The sequence below is a fragment of the Pseudomonas sp. FSL R10-2964 genome, from assembly GCF_009600035.1.
Taxonomy (GTDB): domain Bacteria; phylum Pseudomonadota; class Gammaproteobacteria; order Pseudomonadales; family Pseudomonadaceae; genus Aquipseudomonas; species Aquipseudomonas bubulae.
Genome location: NZ_WIWH01000043.1, coordinates 21,502 through 43,243 on the forward strand (window position 1 = coordinate 21,502; position 21,742 = coordinate 43,243).

Annotated in this window: 20 protein-coding genes; 11 read left to right on the forward strand and 9 right to left on the reverse strand. The window is 57.1% G+C overall.

The genetic code is table 11. The annotated features are described in order from the left end of the window. Positions 1–86: 86 nt before the first annotated feature. Both rpmA and rplU read right to left on the reverse strand, forming a co-directional pair. Entirely contained in the window at positions 87–362 is a 276-nt protein-coding gene (gene rpmA / locus GHN92_RS20460; protein ID WP_003443913.1) for a 50S ribosomal protein L27, read from the reverse strand. A 34-nt stretch (positions 363–396) separates the two neighbouring features. Further along, complete coding sequence (gene rplU / locus GHN92_RS20465; protein ID WP_007901869.1) at positions 397–711, reverse strand: 50S ribosomal protein L21; 315 nt, start codon at positions 709–711, stop codon at positions 397–399. A 240-nt stretch (positions 712–951) separates the two neighbouring features. Here rplU and GHN92_RS20470 point away from each other — a divergent pair, with 240 nt between their 5' ends. The 3 genes from GHN92_RS20470 (at position 952) to GHN92_RS20480 (ending at position 2,847) form a co-directional block, all read left to right on the forward strand. After that, positions 952–1,920: a polyprenyl synthetase family protein gene (locus GHN92_RS20470; RefSeq protein ID WP_094999351.1), complete on the forward strand. Its 969-nt coding sequence runs from the start codon at positions 952–954 to the stop codon at positions 1,918–1,920. Between the two features lie 122 nt (positions 1,921–2,042). Continuing rightward, positions 2,043–2,384, forward strand: coding sequence for a zinc ribbon domain-containing protein YjdM (locus GHN92_RS20475; protein WP_094999352.1), 342 nt, complete (start codon positions 2,043–2,045; stop codon positions 2,382–2,384). A gap of 190 nt (positions 2,385–2,574) precedes the next feature. After that, positions 2,575–2,847, forward strand: coding sequence for a hypothetical protein (locus GHN92_RS20480; RefSeq protein ID WP_094999353.1), 273 nt, complete (start codon positions 2,575–2,577; stop codon positions 2,845–2,847). 62 nt (positions 2,848–2,909) lie between these two features. Here GHN92_RS20480 and GHN92_RS20485 read toward each other — a convergent pair whose 3' ends face one another. Both GHN92_RS20485 and GHN92_RS20490 read right to left on the reverse strand, forming a co-directional pair. Beyond that, positions 2,910–3,527 (reverse strand): FKBP-type peptidyl-prolyl cis-trans isomerase, encoded by a 618-nt coding sequence (locus tag GHN92_RS20485; protein ID WP_016779413.1) that lies wholly within the window; start codon positions 3,525–3,527, stop codon positions 2,910–2,912. A gap of 124 nt (positions 3,528–3,651) precedes the next feature. Beyond that, positions 3,652–4,140: a TIGR00645 family protein gene (locus tag GHN92_RS20490; protein ID WP_016779412.1), complete on the reverse strand. Its 489-nt coding sequence runs from the start codon at positions 4,138–4,140 to the stop codon at positions 3,652–3,654. Positions 4,141–4,282: 142 nt separating this feature from the next. Between GHN92_RS20490 and GHN92_RS20495 the strand changes: the two genes are divergently transcribed. Further along, the gene (locus GHN92_RS20495; protein ID WP_133143774.1) at positions 4,283–6,115 is read left to right on the forward strand and encodes a hypothetical protein; all 1,833 of its coding nucleotides are present in this window, start codon (positions 4,283–4,285) and stop codon (positions 6,113–6,115) included. A gap of 8 nt (positions 6,116–6,123) precedes the next feature. Here the strand turns inward: GHN92_RS20495 and GHN92_RS20500 are convergent, their stop codons facing one another. Beyond that, a complete protein-coding gene (locus tag GHN92_RS20500; RefSeq protein ID WP_094999355.1) occupies positions 6,124–6,435 on the reverse strand; it encodes a hypothetical protein in 312 nt (103 codons plus the stop codon). A 258-nt stretch (positions 6,436–6,693) separates the two neighbouring features. Beyond that, positions 6,694–9,132 carry a Lon protease family protein gene (locus tag GHN92_RS20505; protein ID WP_153380996.1) on the reverse strand — a complete coding sequence of 813 codons (2,439 nt, stop codon included), beginning with the start codon at positions 9,130–9,132 and terminating at the stop codon, positions 6,694–6,696. 273 nt (positions 9,133–9,405) lie between these two features. Here GHN92_RS20505 and GHN92_RS20510 point away from each other — a divergent pair, with 273 nt between their 5' ends. The 3 genes from GHN92_RS20510 to GHN92_RS20520 all read left to right on the forward strand — a co-directional run bounded on the left by GHN92_RS20510 (position 9,406) and on the right by GHN92_RS20520 (position 12,135). Next, on the forward strand, positions 9,406–9,894 hold the full coding sequence (locus GHN92_RS20510; protein ID WP_029611228.1) for a DUF3015 domain-containing protein: 489 nt from the start codon (positions 9,406–9,408) through the stop codon (positions 9,892–9,894). Between the two features lie 79 nt (positions 9,895–9,973). Beyond that, on the forward strand, positions 9,974–11,827 hold the full coding sequence (locus GHN92_RS20515) for a DUF4105 domain-containing protein (RefSeq protein WP_095021254.1): 1,854 nt from the start codon (positions 9,974–9,976) through the stop codon (positions 11,825–11,827). Positions 11,828–11,841: 14 nt separating this feature from the next. Then, a complete protein-coding gene (locus tag GHN92_RS20520) occupies positions 11,842–12,135 on the forward strand; it encodes a chorismate mutase (RefSeq protein WP_095018382.1) in 294 nt (97 codons plus the stop codon). Positions 12,136–12,181: 46 nt separating this feature from the next. Here the strand turns inward: GHN92_RS20520 and gdhA are convergent, their stop codons facing one another. Further along, entirely contained in the window at positions 12,182–13,519 is a 1,338-nt protein-coding gene (gdhA, locus tag GHN92_RS20525) for an NADP-specific glutamate dehydrogenase (protein ID WP_094999359.1), read from the reverse strand. Positions 13,520–13,802: 283 nt separating this feature from the next. Next, positions 13,803–15,497 (reverse strand): energy-dependent translational throttle protein EttA, encoded by a 1,695-nt coding sequence (ettA, locus tag GHN92_RS20530; protein ID WP_133143777.1) that lies wholly within the window; start codon positions 15,495–15,497, stop codon positions 13,803–13,805. A 147-nt stretch (positions 15,498–15,644) separates the two neighbouring features. On the opposite strand from ettA, the gene GHN92_RS20535 reads away from it, so the two are divergent. Genes GHN92_RS20535 through GHN92_RS20550 form a run of 4 tightly spaced genes read left to right on the forward strand, consistent with a single transcriptional unit; the run spans position 15,645 to position 21,119 of the window. Continuing rightward, positions 15,645–16,910, forward strand: a complete 1,266-nt coding sequence (locus GHN92_RS20535) for a site-specific integrase (RefSeq protein ID WP_153380998.1) — start codon at positions 15,645–15,647, stop codon at positions 16,908–16,910. Then, entirely contained in the window at positions 16,907–18,493 is a 1,587-nt protein-coding gene (locus tag GHN92_RS20540) for a site-specific integrase (RefSeq protein WP_178102663.1), read from the forward strand. Before GHN92_RS20535 ends, GHN92_RS20540 begins: the two co-directional genes overlap by 4 nt. Beyond that, a complete protein-coding gene (locus tag GHN92_RS20545) occupies positions 18,490–20,718 on the forward strand; it encodes a hypothetical protein (RefSeq protein WP_048388108.1) in 2,229 nt (742 codons plus the stop codon). The genes GHN92_RS20540 and GHN92_RS20545 overlap by 4 nt, the downstream gene beginning before the upstream one ends. 2 nt (positions 20,719–20,720) lie before the next feature. Next, positions 20,721–21,119 carry a hypothetical protein gene (locus GHN92_RS20550; RefSeq protein WP_016779401.1) on the forward strand — a complete coding sequence of 133 codons (399 nt, stop codon included), beginning with the start codon at positions 20,721–20,723 and terminating at the stop codon, positions 21,117–21,119. Between the two features lie 197 nt (positions 21,120–21,316). Here the strand turns inward: GHN92_RS20550 and GHN92_RS20555 are convergent, their stop codons facing one another. Continuing rightward, positions 21,317–21,691: a hypothetical protein gene (locus GHN92_RS20555; RefSeq protein ID WP_178102664.1), complete on the reverse strand. Its 375-nt coding sequence runs from the start codon at positions 21,689–21,691 to the stop codon at positions 21,317–21,319. Between the last annotated feature and the right edge of the window lie 51 nt (positions 21,692–21,742).

Here is a 21,742-nt window from a genome sequence, read left to right on the forward strand (position 1 = left end):
AGCCCATACAAACAGTTTTGCAAGAGACTCACCCCACAAACGAAAAAGCCCCGTCGCAAGACAGGGCTCTTCCAGCTACCAAGCTATTACGCCGCGACGACTGCAGTCTTCGGAACGATGCTTACATAGCGACGACCGAAGGCGCCTTTAACCTGGAACTTGATCACGCCTTCCACTTTCGCGAACAGGGTGTGATCTTTGCCCATACCAACGCCGTAGCCAGCGTGGAATTGGGTGCCGCGCTGACGCACGATGATGTTGCCCGGAATGATAGCCTGGCCGCCATACATCTTCACGCCAAGGCGTTTGGCTTCTGAGTCGCGACCGTTACGGGTACTACCACCAGCTTTTTTGTGTGCCATGAGTCAATTCTCCTAGTGAGGAATTAGGCTGAAATTAAGCCTGAATACCGGTGATTTTGATCTCGGTGTACCACTGGCGGTGGCCCATACGCTTCATGTGGTGCTTACGACGACGGAACTTGATGATGCGGACTTTATCGTGACGACCTTGGGAGATCACCTCAGCCACAACAGTGGCGCCAGGTACAACTGGAGCGCCGATGTTCACGTCATCGCCATTGGCGACCAACAGAACGCGATCAAAAGTTACGGATTCGCCGGTAGCGATTTCCAGTTTTTCGATCTTCAGGTATTCACCTGGAGCTACTTTGTATTGCTTGCCACCAGTAACGATTACTGCGTACGACATGGTATTTCTCCGATAATCCTGCTCACCCAGCGCTTTATAGGTAAAGGTATTGGCTGGCATGGCTGCATGGGGCTGGAACGGCCCAGATGCAATTGCGTAAGGCAGGTGCTGCCCAGGAAGTTCAGGGTGCGCGATTGTACGCAAGGCAAGTCAGGCTTGCAAGGGGCCGTCCATCCGCCTTGACAGGCCCAGCCCCCCGACCTAGCATGCCGCGCAACCCTTCTGGAGCACCTGTCGCTGATGCAACCCCAAGCTTTCTACCGCGCGGTGGCGGACGATTTTAGCGCCGTCGATGGCATCATCAAGAAGCAGCTGACTTCACGCGTACCGCTGGTCTCAAAAATCGGCGACTACATTACTTCGGCCGGCGGCAAGCGCCTGCGTCCTTTATTAGTGTTGCTGTGTGGCAAGGCCCTGGGTCGCGAAGGCGACGACTTGCGCCTGCTGGCCGCCACCATTGAGTTCCTGCACACCGCCACCCTGCTGCACGACGACGTGGTCGACATGTCGGGCATGCGCCGTGGCCGCAAGACTGCCAATGCTACCTGGGGCAATGCCCCCAGCGTACTGGTCGGCGACTTTTTGTACTCGCGCTCCTTCGAGATGATGGTTGAGCTGGGCTCGATGCCAGTGATGAAAATCCTGTCGCAAGCCACCCGCATCATCGCCGAAGGCGAAGTATTGCAGCTGTCCAAAGTGCGCGACGCCAGCACCACCGAAGAAACCTACATGGAAGTCATCCGCGGCAAGACCGCGATGCTGTTCGAGGCTTCGACCCACAGCGCTGCAGCGCTGGCCGGTGCCACGCCGGAACAGAGCGAAGCGCTGCGCACCTTTGGCGATCACCTGGGCGTGGCATTCCAGCTGGTGGACGACCTGCTCGACTACCGTGGCGATGCAGAAACCCTGGGCAAGAACGTCGGTGACGATCTGGCCGAAGGCAAACCGACCCTGCCGCTGATCTACACCATGCGTGAAGGCACGCCTGAACAGGCAGCCCTGGTGCGCAAAGCGATCCAGAAAGGCGGTATCGAGGACCTGGAGAGCATTCGCGAAGCCGTTGAGGCCTCTGGTTCCCTGGACTACACCGCCCAGCTGGCTCGCGACTTCGTGGCCCGCGCCATTGTGTGCCTCGAAGCCTTGCCGCCAAGCGAATACCGCGATGCGCTGGTTGAGCTGAGCGAGTTTGCTGTAGCACGCACGCACTGACTGCCTGTGGGAGCGGGCAAGCCCGCTCCCACAGGGTCAATCTGCCCCGCCATTACCCGCCTCGCACTAAAACCCTATACAATACGTGCCTTTTAGCCATCCTGACTCTTAAGGAGCTTTGAGTGAGCACGTTGCCACCCTGCCCAAAATGCAATTCCGAATACACCTACGAAGACGGCGCCCAGCTGATCTGCCCGGAATGCGCCCACGAGTGGTCTGCCAGTGGCGACGCTGAAACAGCCGATGACGTGAAAGTCTACAAAGACTCCGCAGGCACCGTACTGACCGACGGTGACACCATCACCGTGATCAAGGACCTGAAAATCAAGGGTACTTCCCTGGTGGTTAAAGTGGGCACCAAGGTCAAGAATATCCGCCTGTGCGACGGCGACCACGATATCGACTGCAAGATCGATGGCATTGGCCCGATGAAACTCAAATCCGAGTTCGTACGCAAGGTCTGATTCTGCTGCATGCCTTCCTGTGCCCTGCGCAGGAAGGTGCTACACCCTCCCCCGCCCAGCAACATCAAAAAGCCAGCAACCTTGATCCCCAGCAGTTCTAACGCAGAAAGATCAGAAATCCGCCAATAGGCACTTGCTATTAATTGAATAAGAATTATTCTCATTGGTATTCATCAAGGAGATGACGACCATGACTTATTTAATTGATGCCTGGCTGGACCGTCCACACCCTTATCTGCGAATCCTGCATCGGGAAACCGGGGAAGTCTGTGCGGTACTGGAAGAAGAAGCACTAAGCGAGCTACAGGATCAGGGCGACCTGGATTTCAACGGCCTCAATTCCAGCGAGCCGGTGGTGCTCAAGGAGTTGGTGCGCAATCTGTTTCTGTTCTGCTATGCCCGGGCATTGCGCCCTTGCGGCACGACTGACACTCACCCGCACCACGCCAAGATACAGATATGACGGCACCGGTGTAGCTGCGGGTTTGCCAGCAAACCCGCAGCCAACGTTAAAACGCGGGGTTCTTACAGAACGTCCAGCAGCTCTACGTCGAATACCAGCACGCTGTGCGGAGCAATGCTGCCAACGCCCTGGGCGCCGTAGGCCAGTTCGCTCGGCACGTAGATGCGCCATTTGCTACCGGCGTTCATCAGTTGCAGGGCTTCAGTCCAGCCAGCGATCACGCCGCCAACCGGGAATTCAGCCGGCTGACCACGATCGTAGGAGCTGTCGAACACAGTGCCATCAATCAGGGTGCCGTGGTAGTGAACACGTACGGTGTCTTCACGGGATGGCTTGGCGCCTTCACCCGCGGTTACCACTTCAAATTGCAGGCCGGAAGCCAGGGTGGTGATACCGTCTTTCTTGGCGTTTTCAGCCAGGAAAGCCTTGCCTTCGCCCGCAGCAGCTTCTGCCTTGGCAGCGGCTTCAGCTTGCATGATCTCGCGGATCACCTTAAAGCTAGCCGACATTTCTTCCTGGCCTACACGGCTTTCCTTGCCTGCGTAGGCGTCAGTCAGACCAGCCAGGATTGCATCCAGGCTGATGCCAGGTGGCGGGTTGTCGCGCAACTGGTCGCCCAACTGGCGGCCAATGCCGTAGCTGACGCGGGTTTCGTCGGTCGACAGATTTACTTCGGACATAACACTGCTCCGCTGTGGAGGGGCCGGAAAGAAGCCGCGTCAACCGCGACCCCGAACACCCTGAACCAAAAAAGGGCCAGCAGACTACCACAGCCCCCAAAGCCTTCGCAGCCCGGGGTTGGCTTCAGTGTTTGGTCAGCTTGTCCAGATAGCCCATTGCAAACGCCGACACCACAAAGGTCATGTGAATAATCACGTACCACATCAGGTACTCGGTCTCGATATTGCGCGCGTCCATAAACACCCGCAGCAGGTGGATCGACGAAATGGCCACAATCGATGCCGCGACTTTCATCTTCAGCGAGGTGGAGTCCATGGTGCCCAACCAGCTGAGCTTCTCCTTGTGCTCGTCGATATCCAGTTGCGAAACAAAGTTCTCATAACCGGAAATCATCACCATGACCAGCAAACCGCCTACCAGCGCCATGTCGATCAGCGACAGAATGACCAGGATCAAGTCAGACTCAGTTAGCGCAAACACGTTGGGGATTACGTGAAACACTTCCTGAAAGAACTTCAATGCCAAAGCCAGCAGGCCCAGTGAGAGCCCGAAGTAAATAGGCGCCAAAATCCAGCGCGAGGCGTACATTGCGTTTTCGATAAAGCGTTCCATTGAATCTCACAGGCTATTACAAAATGGGCGCGAGTATATCAGTGCGAAAAGCACTGTGTTAAAGGCTTGGAAACAGCCTGTAAAAACATTTTCTGCTAGTGTCCACCCTCTCAGCATTGTTTACGGACAGGAAAACCGAACCATGGATCTGCGATTCCCCCTGGCTTGTTTTGGGCTTTCGATGGCTTTGCTCGCTGTCGGCGGCTGCTCTCCTGACGACGAACATCAGCAGGCCAGCCTTGAGGAACGCAGCGCAGCGTTCGAACAGAGCCTGGACGGGATCAAGGATCAGCAGCTCAAGGATGCTGTGGCCGACCTCGGCGGCTCCTTGTTGTTGCTCGAACGGGCACGCCTCAAGCTGCAAGACAAGCCGATAGAAACCGAATACGGTGCCGACGACCTGGCGGTGCTCAAGCACTACCCGAGCAGCCAGGCGCTTACCGATACCTATATCAACGGTTTGTTTGTACTGCGCAAAAATACAAGTTCCGATTACCTGACGGACCTGGAGCCGGTCTTCCCGTTCCCGCTTAACAGTGCATCCGAGTTCCCGTTCCCCCATGCGCTGGAATGGCAGTCGGTGACCCTGAGCAACAAGCAAGAGGTGCCTTTTGCGCCAGAATGGTCCGAGAGCGATCCCGGCATCCAGCTGAGCCCCTCCAGCGCCAACCTGAGCAACCCTGACGACCTGACCGTCACTTACCCCTATATCGACGGGGTTGAAACCGCCAACACCCAACAACCTCAACCCCTGACACTGCACGGCAAAGTCGAAGTCATCGCGCCGGGCAAAGTGGTCAATTTCAACCTCACTGCCAAGGACGTGGGTAAAACCAGCACCGACGGCACGATCAGCGTAACCCTGCTGGCACTGGGCAAGAACTTTGCCGAAGTGGATATCGTCAACAGCGCTGCACTGGCCGAACAAGTGCGTGACACCCCGCTCAATCCGCTGATCATCCAGGCCCGCGACCGTACCGGGCAGTTCCTGACACGCTCAGGCTCAATCAACGAAAACGCCGAACAACTGGCGTTTTATCAGCAGCAATTGGCCGAAATGCTCAAGCAAACTGCCTGGAGTGACGCTTTCGAGCAACAACTGGATAACGAGCAAAAGGCCTTCGATCAGCAGCACCCGCATCACTACAGCAAGGTGTACTTCAACGGTACCGTGGAAAATGTCGACATCAACGTGCTCGATTTCTCCACCGCCAATGTCACCCGCAAGTCCCTCGACCTGCCTGTGCGTACACTGGACAAAAACGTGCTGGGCAAAGACATACAGCCCCTGCCGCTCAACGTTGTGGTGTATGACGATCAGGCCGCCAACTATTTGAAAGACGCCACGCTGGCACCCGAGCAACTGGAAAAAAGCGTGGTGATCAGCCAGTCGGTGGACGATGCCAGTGCCGCGTCCCTTGAGTTCAGCCACCCTGCCACTTTCAACGGTGAAATGCTCGGTACGCTCCCGGACAGGTCTGACGCGCCGGTGACCTTTTTTGCTGAAGACGACAACGGTAATCGCAGCGAGCCACTGGAACTGCCCGCCGAAGCCTTCGATGTGGACCCGCATGCAGGCGTTATCACCTACGACCTCAACCTGTTCCCCGAAACGCCAGCCTATGCGGTGGGCTCAATCCCCCTGTTTATTGCCGACATCGACAAGCAAGAGCTGGATATCACCCGCCTGCCCAAAGGCCTTGAGCTCAAAGGCAATGCCCTGATCGTTGATCAAAAAGTGTTCCCGGCCGAGGCCTGGCGCTTTTATGCCAAGGACGACACGGGTAATTATCTGAAGGAAGTGGCCGCAGTCAGCCATAGAAGCGAGCCCGATGGGGCGCCCGCATTTGACGTGCACTACTTTTATGGCCAGCCGACCCGACTGGAAAGCTATGCCCGCACCGCGCTGAACCCTGTCGAGTACGGATTTGAAGTCAAACTCGACAAAGCCCCTGAAGCCAGCACGCCACAATAAAACGCTGCCTAGCCGTGGCAACGCCCGCCATTGATCTGCCGCAACTGGGCCTGCACATGCAGGCACCAGATCTGCGGGTCGTTGGCGAGTTCATAGCCATGCAGGGTCAGGCTTTCAACGATTGATTCAAGAATGGTTTCGGCCACGAACGGCCCTGGGAACGGGCCCTGCGCCTTGATCGTTGAGGGTTGTTCGCCTGCCAGGCCGGCGGCGAAGAGCAGTGTCCACATCCCGTTGTTGCCTGCCAGCGGTCGAATGCTGCATTCAATACGGGTCACCAGGCCCAAGCATTGGCGAGTAAGGCAAAGGTTGCGCGACATGACGGCGACCCTCGGTAGAGTCTGTCTTCAGCCGCAGACTACGGGCTGCATCGATCCGGTGACGACAGTGGTGTCCATGACCTGAGAATAGAAGAAAATTTGCGTATGAAAAGTCACCAATGACCAACGGCTTTGTCGATTGGCATCGCAGATCTGTGGGAGCGGGCTTGCCCGCGATTGGATTGCCGCGGTGTAACCATTCCTCCGCGTCGTTCGCATCGCGAGCAAGCCCGCTCCCACAGGTTTCGCTTTAAGGGATCAGGCCGGTTTTTTCGCTGCCAGGGCTTCCGCCAGCAACTCCTTTTCGGCTTCCTTGAGGTCGTCGTCGTTGATCATTTCAGCAATCACCCGCAACCGCTCGACTACCCGGGCATTGACGCTGCCTTCCGGGAATTGTCCCTCTGCATCCGGCTCTCCCGCAGGCTCACCCACCAGCAAACTCAGGGCCTCATCGGCCTGACGCACGGCATAGACGTGGAACTTGCCATCACGCACTGCCTGCAGCACCTTCTCGTCCAGCATCAGGGTAGCCACGTTGGCCTGCGGAATGATCGCGCCCTGCTCGCCTGTCAGCCCGCGTGCTTCGCAGAGTCGGAAGAAGCCTTCGATTTTCTCGTTGACCCCACCCACGGCCTGCACTTCGCCGAACTGGTTGATCGAGCCGGTAATGGCAAAACACTGCTTGAGCGGGGTTTTTGACAGTGCCGAAATCAGCGTACAGGCCTCCCCCAGCGACGCACTGTCGCCATCGACATAACCGTAGGACTGCTCCAGCGCGATGCTGGCCGAAATCGCCAGCGGAAACTCCTGAGCATAACGGCTGCCCAGGTATCCGGTCAGAATCATCACGCCCTTGGAGTGGATCGGCTGCCCCAGGTTAACTTCGCGCTCGATATCGACAATACCGCTGCCGCCCGGATACACCGTGGCGGAAATCCGCGCAGGCACACCAAAGGCCGAGTCGCCGACTTCCAGCACCGTCAGGCCGTTGCACTTGCCCACGGCCGCGCCATCGGTATCGATCAGGATGATCCCCGCCAGCATGTCATCCAGGATACGCGCCGAGACTCGTCCGGTACGGGTTGCCTTGGCCTTGAGCGCACGCTCGATATGACCCGCATCGGTCATTTCATCGCCCGCCAGGTGACGGATGAAGTCCGCTTCGCTGACCAGTTGGAACAGATCGCCAATACGCGCCGACAAACGTCCCTGGTGCTCGGCCAGACGCGCGCTGTAGGTCGCCAGCCGCGCCACTGCACCGGCGGTCAGCGGTGCCATGCCTTCTTCCGAAGTGCGTGTAGTGAGCAACTGGGCAAACTGCTCAAGGCTCTCATCAACCATCGGGATATCTTCGTCGAAGTCCACCAGAACCCGGAACATTTCCTGGAAGTCCGGATCCAGGTCCTGCAGCGTGTAATACAGCTGGCGGGCACCGATGATGATGACCTTGACCTGCAGGGGGATGACCTGCGGGTTGAGCGTCACGGTGGCCAGGCGCCCCATTTCGCCCAGCGGCGACTCCATCTTCAGCTTGCGCGATTGCAGGGCACGCTTGAGAGCATCCCAGACAAAAGGCTCGCTGAGCATTTTCTCGGCTTCAAGAATCAAAAAGCCGCCATTGGCACGGTGCAAGGCGCCCGGGCGCAACTGTCGATAAGTGGTGTAGAGCGCGCCCTGGTCAGTGCTGTATTCGATACGGCCAAACAGGTTGTCGTAGGTCGGGTGCGGCTCGAACACTACCGGCGCACCGCCGCTTAGCGGCTGCCCTACCACCAGGCTCGGCAGGTACTGCTCTTCAAGCAGCTTGCGCGCCTGGGCGTCGGTCTTGCTGTCGTCGACCAGTTGCTCGACCACGGTTTTCAGCAAGTAAACCTGCATCGCCTGCAGATAACCGCAAACCGCGGCATTTTCGGCGTATTTTTGCGACAACGGCGACAGCAACGGCTGCAGGGCCAGGGTGATGGTTTCTTCGTTCAGTTGGCGCAGCTGATTGTTCGAATCACGCTTCCACTGCGGCAGACTGGCCAGCTCTTCGTTCAGTCGCTCCTCCAGCTCGGAAATATCTTCATGGAAGCGTTCACGATCAGCCTCAGGCAATTGCGAAAACTCGGCCTCATCCAGCGCCTTGCCATCACTCATCGGCGTAAATGCCACGTTGCTGCTGTCGCGATAGAGCGCCACGCCTTTTTCCAGGGCCAGACGCTCGATCACATCCAGCGCACGGTCGTAACGCTGATTGAAGCCGCGGTCGATCGCGCTTTTGCGTTGTTGATACGTCGGGTGTTCAAACACTGCCGGGAAGGTCGCCAGCAGGTTGTCGATCAAGTGATTGATATCGCCAATAAAGGCACCAGCGCTACTGGACGGCAGCTCCAGGGCTCGCGGCTCACGGGGCTCATCGAAGTTGTTGACGTAGACCCAGTCGCTCGGCGACTTCAGGCGCTTGCCCTCGGCCTTGAGGTAGCGTTTGACGAACGAGAAACGACCGGTTCCCGGCTCGCCCATGACAAAAACGTTGTAACCCGGACGTGGCATGGCCACGCCGAACTGCAAGGCCTCGACCGCACGTTCCTGGCCGAGAATGCCGCGAAAAGGCTCCAGATCATTGGTGTTCGAGAAGCTGAACTGTTCAGCAGAAAAAGGACGGGTTAGCGCATCAGGCGCTAGACGCAAGCTGGTGGCAACAGAATCAGGCATCGGGCTTCCTTACATCGGGCGGGGCAGATGGCAGCATTCTGGCGCTGGCTGCACATCACTGGCAAGGCGAACAACACGGGAAAGCACGCCCCCCAATGTTTAGGGGCCAAAAATGTGCAGCAACAGCGATTGTTTTACAAAAAGCCACGGAACCCCCCGAACGTGCCTAGACTCCAAGCTGTTACGCGGCTGGACGGTATAACCGGCCCGTACTGGCGCTTCAGGGCCAGAAACCCTTGTCCATTGGTTGCATACCTATAGAGAACAAAGCTTATGAAACGGATTCTTCTTGGTACTCTCTTTACAGTTGTTTCCCTCAACGCCATGGCCCAGGCACCGGGCGGCCCTAACTGCGGTTGGGGCAACATGCTGTTTGAAGGCCAGCGCGGCACTCCTGCCCACTTCCTGGCATCCACCACAAACGGCACGTCCGGCAACGCCACCTTCGGCATGACCTCCGGCACCAACGGCTGTACCACCAAGGACGCCCTGACTTACGGCGGCAAATCGTGGATTGCCATGAATGGCATGATGAACGAGCTGTCCGAAGACATGGCCAAAGGCAATGGCGAAGCACTGACCACCTACGCGGTGGTACTGGGCGTCGCCCCTGAAGACCGCGAGCATTTCGCCGCCGTCACCCACGAGCACTTCCAGCAAATCTTCAGCAAAGCCGATGTCACGGCTGAAGACGTACACAGCAATACTCTGGCCATCCTCAAGGGCGATGCACGCCTGGCCAAATACGCCACCGCGGCGTAAGTAAATGAGACCCGCCCGCTCCTCTCGGAGCGGGTATTCTCCTGCTTCACTTCTCTTCGTCTGACAACAGTTGCCGAACATGCTCAAACGCCTTGCCTATCTGGCGCTCTGTGCCTGCGCCCCGCTGTATGCCGCACCCCATATCGACGATCAACGTGTGCAGCAGTTGGCCAACGACCCTTTCTGGATTTCGCTGGGGCACTACGAAGCCGGCAAGCTGAGCGGCTGGCGAAGCTATGTCAGCGACGACAAATTCTTTCTCGCCGCCCAGGGCGCCCATCACCCTGATGCCGAACTGCGTGCCACGGTTGAGGCGTTGTATGCGCCCTTGAGCCTGGGCGACAAACACCCGCAGTGCGTGTACCCGGCCCGTACCCGCTGGCTCAAGGCCCAACTGAATCTGACCGACCTGCCCAAGGCCGAATGCGCAGAGTTCAGCCAATGGTTCAAGGACGTGGCACCCCACAGCACGGTGATGATTTTCCCGGCGGCCTACCTCAACAGCCCGTCCTCCATGTTCGGCCATACCCTGTTACGCATCGACCAGGCCGATGTGCAGGACAACAAGACCGCCCTGCTCAGCTACGCGATCAACTTCGGCGCCTATATCGAGGGTTCCGACAACAGTATCCTGTACGCCTGGAAGGGCTTGGCCGGTGGCTATCCGGGCCTGTTCGCCCTGGTGCCCTATCAGGAGAAACTCTCGGAGTACCGGAGCCTTGAAAACCGCGACCTGTGGGAATACCGCCTTAATCTGACACCCGAAGAAACCCAACGCATGGTTGAACATGTGTGGGAACTCAAACAGATCCAGTTCGACTATTTCTTCTTTGACGAAAACTGCTCCTACCGCCTGCTGGAGCTGCTGCAAGTGGCCCGCCCGGGCCTGCAACTGACCACCCAGTTTCCGCTGACCGCGATCCCCACCGACACCGTGAAAGCGGTCAAGGAAGCCGGACTGGTTGAAAGTATCGAGTACCGCCCGTCCCGCGAACGGGAGCTGCTGGACCGGGCCAAGGCCCTCGATCCAGAAGAGCAGCAATGGGTATTGCAGGTCAGCGCCGATCAAGCCCAATTGCAAACCCCGGCCTTCAAGGCGCTACCCAAAGCGCGCCAGGCGTTGATTATCGACGCGGCTTACCGGCTTGAGCGGTACCGGGCCAATGGCCTTGAGCGCGATCCTGCACGCTCGCAGCGCAGTTTCGAACTGCTACGGGCGATCAATCAGAACCCCGCGCCAGAACTGCAAGTCGACAAACCCGAACTGCCTGAAAACGGCCACGAGTCGCGCACCTGGCAGCTGGGCGCCGGTAGCCGTGACGACAAGGCCTTTGCCGAATATGGCCTGCGCATGGCTTACCACGACCTCAACGACAACGCACCGGGCTTTCCCCTGGGCGCGCAGATTGAAATTCTGCAACTGAAACTGCGCCAGTACGAAGGCAACAAGTGGCAAGTGCAACAACTGGACCTGGCCAATATCCGCTCCCTGACCCCGCGCAATGACCTGCTGCAACCCTGGTCATGGCAAGTGGGCGGCGGGCTGGAACGGGTACTCGGCAAGCATGGCGACGAAAACCTGGTCAGTCATGTCAATGGCGGTGCAGGCGGCACCTGGCAATTGGCGGACAATATGCTCGGTTTCGCTCTCGGTACGGTACGCATCGAGCACAACAACGACTTCGCGGCGTTTGTGTCACCGGCAGCGGGCTTCAATACCGGGCTTCTTTGGCGTAACCCGGTGGGCAACCTGAGCCTGGAAGCCAAGGGCGACTACTTCACCAACGGTGAAGTCCGTCGTAGCCTGAGCCTTAATCAGCAATGGGAAGTTTCGCGAAATCTTGGTCTGCGCCTGAGCGCACAGCGTGAGTTCAGCAAACTGACCACCCCTATCAACGAAGTGATGCTGGAGCTGAAGTGGTATCACTACTAAGGAGTTTTCAAGACATGGTTGTTAATTGTGATTCCCTCGAGCAGGTGCGCGAGAAAATCGATGGGCTGGATCGCCAGATTGTCGGCCTGATCGCCGAGCGCGGGGCTTACGTATCGCAAGCGGCGCGGTTTAAAAAAGACAGCGATGCGGTCAGGGCGCCGCAGCGGGTTGAGCAGGTGATTGGCAAGGTGCGGACGTTGGCCGATGAGCTGGGCGCCAACCCGGACGTCACTGAAAGCGTCTACCGCGCCATGATCGCGGCCTTTATCGAACAGGAACTGGCTGAACACAAGACGCTTGCAAAATAGACAGCCCCAATGTGGGAGCGGGCTTGCCCGCTCCCACAGGATGGGGTTACACCACGCCTTGGGCCAGCATTGCGTCGGCAACTTTGACGAAACCGGCAATGTTCGCGCCTTTTACGTAGTTGATCCGCCCGTTTTCCTCGCCGTAGTGCACGCAAGCGTGGTGGATCGACTGCATGATGTTGTGCAACTTGCTGTCCACTTCGCCGGCCGTCCACAGCAGACGCATGGCGTTTTGCGACATTTCCAGCCCGCTCACCGCCACGCCACCGGCGTTGGATGCCTTGCCCGGTGCAAACAAAATACCTGCTTCGATAAACAGATCGACCGCTTCCAGGGTGGTCGGCATGTTCGCACCTTCAGCCACGCACACGCAGCCATTGGCCAGCAACGTACGGGCCGCTTCAGCGTCCAGCTCATTCTGGGTAGCGCATGGCAGCGCGATATCACACGCCAGGCTCCACGGGTGCTGCCCTGCCAGGAATTCAACCCCGAACTGCCCCGCCAACTCGCTGATACGGCCGCGCTTGACGTTTTTCAGTTCCATGAGCGCTTCCCACTGCTCTTCGCTCAAACCGGCTTCGCAATACAGCGTGCCTTCGGAATCCGACAGCGAAATAACCTTGCCGCCCAGGTCCATGACCTTGCGCGCGGCGTATTGCGCCACGTTACCCGAGCCCGAAATCGCCACGCGCTTGCCGTCGATGCGCTGGCCGCTGCGCTTGAGCATTTCCTGGGCGAAGTACACACAACCAAAGCCGGTAGCTTCAGGACGGATCAGACTGCCACCGTAGCTCATGCCTTTGCCGGTCAATACGGAGGTGAACTGGTTGCTCAGGCGCTTGTACTGACCAAACATAAAGCCGATTTCGCGGGCGCCGACACCGATGTCGCCTGCTGGCACATCAACATCCGAACCGATATGGCGATACAGCTCGCTCATAAAGGCCTGGCAGAAACGCATGACTTCGGCGTCGCTCTTGCCCTTGGGGTTGAAGTCCGAACCGCCCTTGCCGCCGCCCATGGGCAAGGAGGTCAGGGAGTTCTTGAAGGTTTGCTCAAAGGCCAGAAACTTGAGGACGCCCAGATTCACCGACGGATGAAAACGCAGACCGCCCTTGTACGGACCAATGGCGCTGTTCATCTGGATACGGAAGCCGCGGTTAACCCGCACTTTGCCTTCGTCATCTACCCACGAAACGCGGAACACGATCGCACGCTCTGGTTCGCAAATGCGCTCAAGAATCCCTGAAGTCAGATAATGCGGATTGGCTTCAAGAAACGGCCACAGACTGCGAAGGACCTCTTCCACTGCCTGGTGGAATTCTGGTTGGTCCGGGTCACGTTTTTTCAGGCGGGCAAGGAACTGGTCGACGGATTCGATCATGGTAAGTCTCGGCAAATTTATTGTCGTTAAACGGAGATTGACCGGAACTTTATCAATTCATGTGGCACCGCGACAGCGCAAAATGTCGCAGTTATGAATTTAAATGGTGCATTTATATAAATAGCACCGATTTATCGGGCTTTTGCGCACCAAAAAAATACTTCTTGTACCCAGTTTCGCACCAACTTATAAACGCCAAAATCCCATTGTGGGAGGGGGAAAAGGTTTGTGATGCGCAAAAAAAACGGCGCCCGAAGGCGCCGTTCTGTTATGCAAACTGCCCTTACTGGGCCAGTTTTTTGTGACGCACACGGTGCGGCAGGGTAGCCGCTTCGCCGAGGCGCTTTTTACGGTCAGCTTCGTACTCGGTGTAGTTACCTTCGAAGAAGATCGCCTGCGAGTCGTCTTCGTACGCCAGGATGTGAGTCGCGACGCGGTCAAGGAACCACCGATCGTGAGAGATCACAATGGCGGCGCCAGGGAAGTCCAGCAGTGCTTCTTCAAGCGAACGCAATGTCTCAACGTCAAGGTCGTTGGACGGTTCGTCGAGCAGCAGCACGTTGGCGCCCTCTTTCAAGGTCAGGGCCAGGTGCAGGCGACCACGCTCACCACCGGACAGATCCTTGACGAACTTCTGCTGATCGCCACCTTTGAAGTTGAAACGACCTACATAGGTACGCGACGGGATTTCATAGTTACCAATACGGATCACATCGGAACCGTCAGAAATCGCCTGGAACACCGTCTTGCTGCCATCCAGGTCGTCACGGCTCTGGTCAACGCACGCCAGTTGCACGGTTTCACCGATTTCGATGCTGCCCGAATCCGGCTGTTCCTTGCCCATCAGCATGCGGAACAGGGTCGATTTACCGGCACCGTTACCACCGATCACGCCAACAATGGCGCCTTTGGGCATGGCGAACGACAGGTTGTCGATCAGCACGCGATCGCCGTAACCCTTGGAGACGTTCTTGAACTCGATAACCTTGTCACCCAGGCGCGGACCGGCCGGGATGTAGATTTCGTTGGTTTCGCTGCGCTTCTGGAATTCCTGCGACTGCAGTTCTTCGAAACGTTGCAGACGGGCCTTGGACTTGGACTGACGCGCCTTGGCACCTTTGCGAACCCATTCCAGCTCGTCTTTCATGGCCTTTTCATGGGCCGACTGCTGCTTGGATTCCTGGGCCAGACGATCGGACTTGGCTTCCAGCCAGCCCGAATAGTTGCCCTCGTAAGGAATGCCCGCACCGCGGTCAAGCTCCAGAATCCAGCCCGCTACGTTATCCAGGAAGTAACGGTCGTGCGTAATCGCAACCACGGTACCCGGGAAGTCGTGCAGGAAGTGCTCCAGCCAGGCGACCGAATCGGCATCCAGGTGGTTGGTCGGTTCATCGAGCAGCAGCATGTCCGGGGCCGACAGCAGCAGGCGACAAAGGGCAACACGGCGCTTCTCACCACCCGACAGGTGCTCTACCTTGGCATCCCAGGCCGGCAGGCGCAGCGCATCGGCTGCAACTTCCAGCTGGCGCTCAAGGTTGTGCCCGTCGCTTGCTTGCAGGATCGCTTCGAGCTTGGCCTGTTCTGCGGCCAGCTTGTCGAAGTCGGCATCAGGGTCGGCATATTCGGCATACACTTGATCAAGACGCGCCTGAGCGTCCTTGATCACGCTAACGGCTTCTTCAACCACTTCGCGTACGGTTTTGCTCGGATCCAGCTGCGGTTCCTGCGGCAGGTAACCGATGTTCAGGTCCGGCATCGGACGGGCTTCGCCGTCGAACTCGGTGTCAACGCCTGCCATGATTTTCAACAGGGTGGATTTACCCGAACCGTTCAAGCCGAGTACGCCGATTTTGGCCCCCGGGAAAAACGACAGGGAGATGTTTTTCAGGATTTCCCGCTTCGGCGGAACAACTTTGCTCAGCCGATGCATGGTGAAAACGTAAGAGCCTGTTTTGCCTGCTTTGTCACTTTTTGACATGGTTTGATTCGCCTTTAATCCTGTGTTTTCAGTGCTTTAATGGTAGCGAAAACGCTTAAATTCTGGAAAGCAAAACGTTAGGTTTTGCATTGACCTTACCCTGTTCCTGACTATACTTAGAAAAGTTATGTTTTATGAGGGAGCAACATGGATTTCCAGGTCATAGAGCAGATTGTGAATGGTGCTCGTAGAAAGCTGCTGGTGCAAGACTGCATCCCGGTTTACTACCCCAATCTTTACATCACCATGGAGCACTCCGGCAGAGCACTGGAAACAACAAAGAAGTACCTTGAGCATCTGATTGTGCTTGAACAGTTTCTGTCCTTTTCCTCCATTGATCTGATTTCTCGCCTCGAACAGCGCCCTCACAGCCAATACCTGACAGACAGTGAGCTTTCTAGATTTGTGTCGGACGCGGGGTTTCGCAAGAAAACCTTGGCCATGAAGTATGCGGGGATACGTTTACATCCGACTGCATACAGATCCGTTGGCAAAGCCCATGCGCAGCAGCGAATCGAAGCGGTACGCGACTATCTGGGCTTCCTCTATGACAAGTTGGGTGATCACTCAACACGATATGAGGCGGTTGACGATCTGAAGAAGCGCATCAACCGCAAGATCAAAGCAGCCAGACCTGCGTGGAAAAAAAAGCGAACGGAAGAGATGAAGGGCCTAACGAGTCAGGAGCGAACTCGATTGCTGGAAATCATGCATCCGAATAGCGCCGAGAACCCCTTTTCAGATGGCGCAATCAGGCTGCGTAACTACATCATTTTGCTGTTGGGACTCGACATGGGGCTGCGACGCTCCGAGATGCTGCTGATCAAGACCAGCGATATTCACTGGCACAGTCGTCAACTGGCGGTGGTCAACCTGGAGGATGAGAGCCTCGATCCGCGAACGATGGCTCCGCAATTCAAAACCCACGAGCGCATGTTGGTGATGACCGATGAACTCTATGACGCGATTACTGAGTACGAATCGAAATATCGCCAAAGAAGGCCCCGTAGCGGCACATCGCAAGCGAGGAAGCATCCGTTTTTGCTGGTGGCGCACAAGCGAAATGAGGGCGGGCCTCTGACCATCAAGGCAATCGATGGCGTTCTGTCCAGGGTTCGAGAAATAGCGCCGGAAATGGCTCATGTGCACCCGCATATTCTCAGGCATGACGCGGTCTACACGATGCTGGAAAGCATGCGTGAGGAGCTGGCAGCGTTCACGCCGGAGGATCGCACCACGCAAGTTCAAAAGACCCTCACATGGATGTTCGGCTGGAGTCCCGAATCGAACATGCCCGGCCTCTACGGCGCGAAGTTCTGGAAGGAGGAGGCAGACAAAGCGATACAGAAACGGGCCGAGCGGTTTAAGGCCAATCGTCAGAAAGCCGGCACGACACCAGGAGGTTCAGCGTGAACATCGCCGTCGAAGCACTTCAGGCACCCACGAAGGACAGCCTCGATGCATGGCTGAGCGCGCCTCGCTTGGCGAAATGTGGGGAGGTGTTCACACCCGCAGAACCAATGTGGAAACCGGATAAATCGGCCAGAATCTCAGTCAACTGGGAAGCGGCCCTTGCCTGCGTCTCGCCGGATTGGCAGCCCTGGTTGCACGCCGCCCTGGCGTATCGAATGGCCGATCAGGTAGCGGACTCGGTTGCTCAGCTCGCCAGTGTGTTGTCGCGGGCTGCTCAGGCCGGGCTTGACCCGCTCAACGAGAATCACCTGATCGCTCTGCGGGAGCGCTTTAACGGGAACGAATCCAGTACTCTCGGCGCTTTCATGGCCTTTTGGCACGACTGCGAATCCCTCGAACAACGTCCGCCGCGAACCCTGATCGAGGCCTACCAGGCACTGCCCAGGAAAAAGGGTTCCAGCAAGGATGTGGTCCTCAGCCTGGCCCCCGAAGAAGGCCCGCTCACGCAGGTGGAGCAGGACGCGCTGCACCAATGGATACATGAGCAGTTCTGTCACGGTCAGCTAGATCCCGAGCAGTACCTGTATCTGCGCCTGTTGATGATTTACGGGCAGCGTGGCGCTCAGGTACGCATGATGGTTTTTGGTGATTTCACGAAAACCGACCAGGGCTGCAAGGTCAGGTTTCATTGGGCAAAGCAAAAAGACGACGAGGCGGGTTGGCGAACAAAGTCCGAAACCTTCAGTCTGGATGAGGACCTCTACAACACCGTGCAGGCTTACAAGGACATGGTTCTGGCGCAACTCTGGCAAACCTATCCAGACGGTTCCGACTGGAATGCAGCCATTGAGAATGTGCCGCTCTTTCGTCGGAAGCTGGATGATGAGGCAGAATTTTCGGAGCGGTTTGATCCCCCTGTTTTGCTGGATAGCCCCCTGCAAAAAGCCCTCGAAGAGGCACCGCAGCCGATCTTTCATGTTGGATCAACCACGGTTCGGAGATGGCTTAAGCGAATCGAGCGGATGGAGGGCTTTCCGATTTCGCCTCGCACCCATCAGCCGCTGAAAGTGACACGGGGACACCGGTTCAGGCACACCCTCGGCACGGACCTGTCCAATGCGGGGCTGGACGAGTGGTCGATGGCCCGCGCATTGATGCACAAAAATACTCAGACAGTGCGAAAGTACCGCCAGGTGTCGGCTGAACTGCTGGCGTTGATCGACGCGAAGATGAGCGACCATCTGGCCTTGGTTGTGAATGCGTTCACCGGGATCATCGTCACGGATCGCACCTCAGCAAAGAACGGGGATCGAGCGGATCGACAAATCGAGGATGTGGCAGTGTGCGGTGCCATTGCCACCTGCCATCTCGATGCCCCCTTCACTTGTTATCCCTGCGGAAAATTCCAACCCCTGCTGGACGCCGATCACGGCGCGGTTCTGGAGCGGTTGGAGCGTCGTCGGGCGCAAACCCTTGCCACGGATAAAACGACCGGCGTGCTCTGGGATCGGGCCATTCTGGCGTGCCGCAAGGTGATTCTGGATTGTGAGGCCATGCGCCAATCAGGGAGGAAAGGCGAGTGACCGATGCGTTTGATTCTGAGCCGACGAACAATATTGTCGATTTTAAGCCCAGGAGCCAACTGGCTGCGGAGGCTCAGCTCGCGGCGTTTATCCAATGGGCAAAACAGACCCTGCCCAAAGGCATTCCCAATCGCGTGCACGAGAGTATTTGCTGGGAAGACGGCAGTTGGCACGAGCATGGCCTCAAAAGCTGCAGCTTCACGGCACTGGGATCGACCAGAGTTGCCCCGAAGGCGATACAGGCACCCTTCACGGAGTTTGCCAAGGCCATCATGGTGTACCGGCGGGTGTATTTGCAGAAAAAGGCTGTTGGAGAGTGGCTGGATGCCCTGAAGGTGCTGGAAGCCGCCCTGTTCGAGTTGACCGGCACGCGGGATGTGACGCAGGTGTCCGCCGCGGTCTGTAATAAAGCGTGCGAGCACCTGAACCGTCACTGGGCAAAAGGCGACACCGCATACCGTTCCGGGCTGGCACTTGCGGCCCTCATCCCCCTGATGCGGGCCAAAAAACTGCTCAAGACCGATTTTCGGTGGACCTCTCCGCTGACGCTGAAGCCCCGTGGCACACTCAAGCAACAAAAAGAGGATCGGGAACAGAAGCTGCCCAGGCCCGAAGCGATCAAAGCGCTCGGGGAGATGTTCAATAACGAATTGACACGCCCGCTCGATATCGTTGTGACATCCGCCTGTGCGCTGTTGCTGAGCGCCCCGAGTCGTGTGGGTGAATTGGCGGATATTGAATTGGATTGCCTAGTGTTCAAAGAGGACACCCAGGGTAAGGGGCGCCTGTTCCTGCGCTGGTATGCGGAAAAGATAAACCAGGTCACGCTGAAGCCCGTCGTTAAGCCCGAGATGGAGCCGGTCGTCGAGCGTGTCATCACCTTACTGCAACCGATCACCGATGAGGCGCGGGCTTACGCCGCCTGGCTGGAAGACCATCCCGATGAGTTCCCGCCCCATGAAGGGCTGCCCCCCAAGGGACCTGATGAACCGCTCACCTGTGCCGAAGCCTGTGCCGCGCTGAAACTCTCCAGTCGTGAGAACGCTTGGCGATCCCAATTCAATGCCAACTTCCTCAAACCCCTGGAGCAGAAAAAGGCGCTCAGCCCCGCCGCCCGAGACCTGTTGGCCGAAATCCGTGAAGGATGGGATACCAGCACAGGGAAGCAGATCCGCGCCAAGGGCAAGCTCCAGGGTGTTGAGTTTGACGACCGGTGTGTGATCACGCTGCGCAAGCTCAATGTGCTGTTGCGGGAGAAGTATCTCCCGAAGGATTTTCCATACACCACGTCGTACACGCAGGGTAAAGCACGGGTGAAGTACCGTGATGCCTTGTTCACCGTGCGCACGGGAGCGCTGGCTGAAGACTCAAGCCACATTGCTGTGACACACGGGTTTGGTGTAGAGATCGCGGTGAGCACTATCCGAATGGCTGTGGAATTAGGCGGTTCGAACAACCCGGTAAGGAAAAGTCTGTTCGAGCGCCATGGATACCCCGGTGTCAAGGTCAACACGCACGCGTTTCGGCACGAATTGAACACGCGGATGCACCAGGCCGGTCTGTCGCAGCTGCTGATTGACGCCTTCTCCGGGCGCACGACGATGGGATCGGTCTACAACCACGAGACCATCGAGGAGCGCACTCAAGGGGTTGCGGCGTACCACCCCAAAACCAAGCAGAGCACAGCGACTCAGCGTCTGGAGAAGGTCAAAACCAATCAGCCACTGAGCCTGATTGAGGTGATGGAACTGCGCGAGGGTGAGCAGGACCGCATTATCCATCAAACCCATCTCGGCGTTTGTGTGCACAACTTCGCGTCCGAGCCCTGCCCGAAAATGGGCGCTTGTCTGGACTGCGGGCGGCTTGGCTGCGTCAAGGGGGATGAGGTGAAGTTGGCCAACCTCAAGGAAGAAAGCGACGACCTCAAACGCCGCCTCGATAAAGCCCTGGATGCACGGTCTCGGGGTGTGTTTGGGGCATCGGAGTCGGCCAAAAAACTGGGTGAGAAGCTCTTTAAGTGCGAGGCGCTAATCCAAATGCTGGAAAACTCCGAACTCGAAAACGGTGACATTGTGTGGAACGCCGATAACGGTTGGACGCTGACCAAAAATGCCGCCGCAATGTCGGGGCTGATCGAGGTCAAAGTCATTGAAGAGAACCAGACGCAAGAGGCGTTGTCATCGTTGGATGACGTCTTAGCTTTGCTTGATGAGATCGAGGGTTAACGATGGGGCATTTAACGCCAAAGGATGAGAAACGCATCATTAAGCTGATTGAGGAATGGTCAGAGCCGAAGCTGACCTGGCCTTTGCTCGTTGAGGCCTGCAAAGAAAAACTGGGTATCAGTCGTGCTCGCCAGTCCCTGATGAATCTACCTGCCGTGGATTTAGCGATGAAGAATTGCAAGGCGGCATTGAAGGCTCAGAAGCTGAAACCGGGCTGGATTAGCGATATTCAGGCAGCCAACGAGCACATTGAGAAACTGACAGCGAACAATCAGAAGCTGTTAGCTGCTGTTCGAGATATGCATAGCCGTTTTTTGATCTGGCAAGCCAATGCCGATATGCATGGGCTAACGCAATCAATGTTGGAGCGGCCGGTTTCACAGCTTCAAAAGAAGACATGATTGCGCAATAGCGCGTACTGACCAGCCGTTCGCATTCCAGCTGACTTGGAGTTGACCATCTTCACATCTGTCGTTTGGTCAACGACCTCGTAGTGTCGACCAACAGTTACCGTCACGATGTCTCCTGCCCAAGAAACTTTATAGCAATCAGCCCCCTCCCAAGAGTTTCCTGATTCGTGGCCGGCTGCTAAGGACTGTTACCCTCCATAAGCTCGCAAATCGCGATCTGCGGAGAAAATTATCTCAGTCACTTTTAGGTTGCTGTGATCGCGTGAGTGGTGGGTGCTGTAACTGACTCCTCCCGCAACCTTGAACAGATACCCTTCGACCTCACCTTTATTGTCTTGAGCAACACCTACCTCAATCAGTGGCTCCATTTTCCAGTTGTCACCTCCTCGTAGATGGCCAGGAGACATCAGGTGTGCTTGGCCGAACCATGAGCGTTCATCCAACTCCGAAAGCATCTGTTGAAGTATCGGCACCGTTGGGACCATCAACATGCTGCCCACGATGTCGTCGCCATAATCCCTCACCAATTCGATGTAGTGAATCGCCCCTAGTTTCGTAGACACCTCCAAGCCTTAAAATGAGGCCCATTAGGAGGTGCCATGAGCAACCAGCGA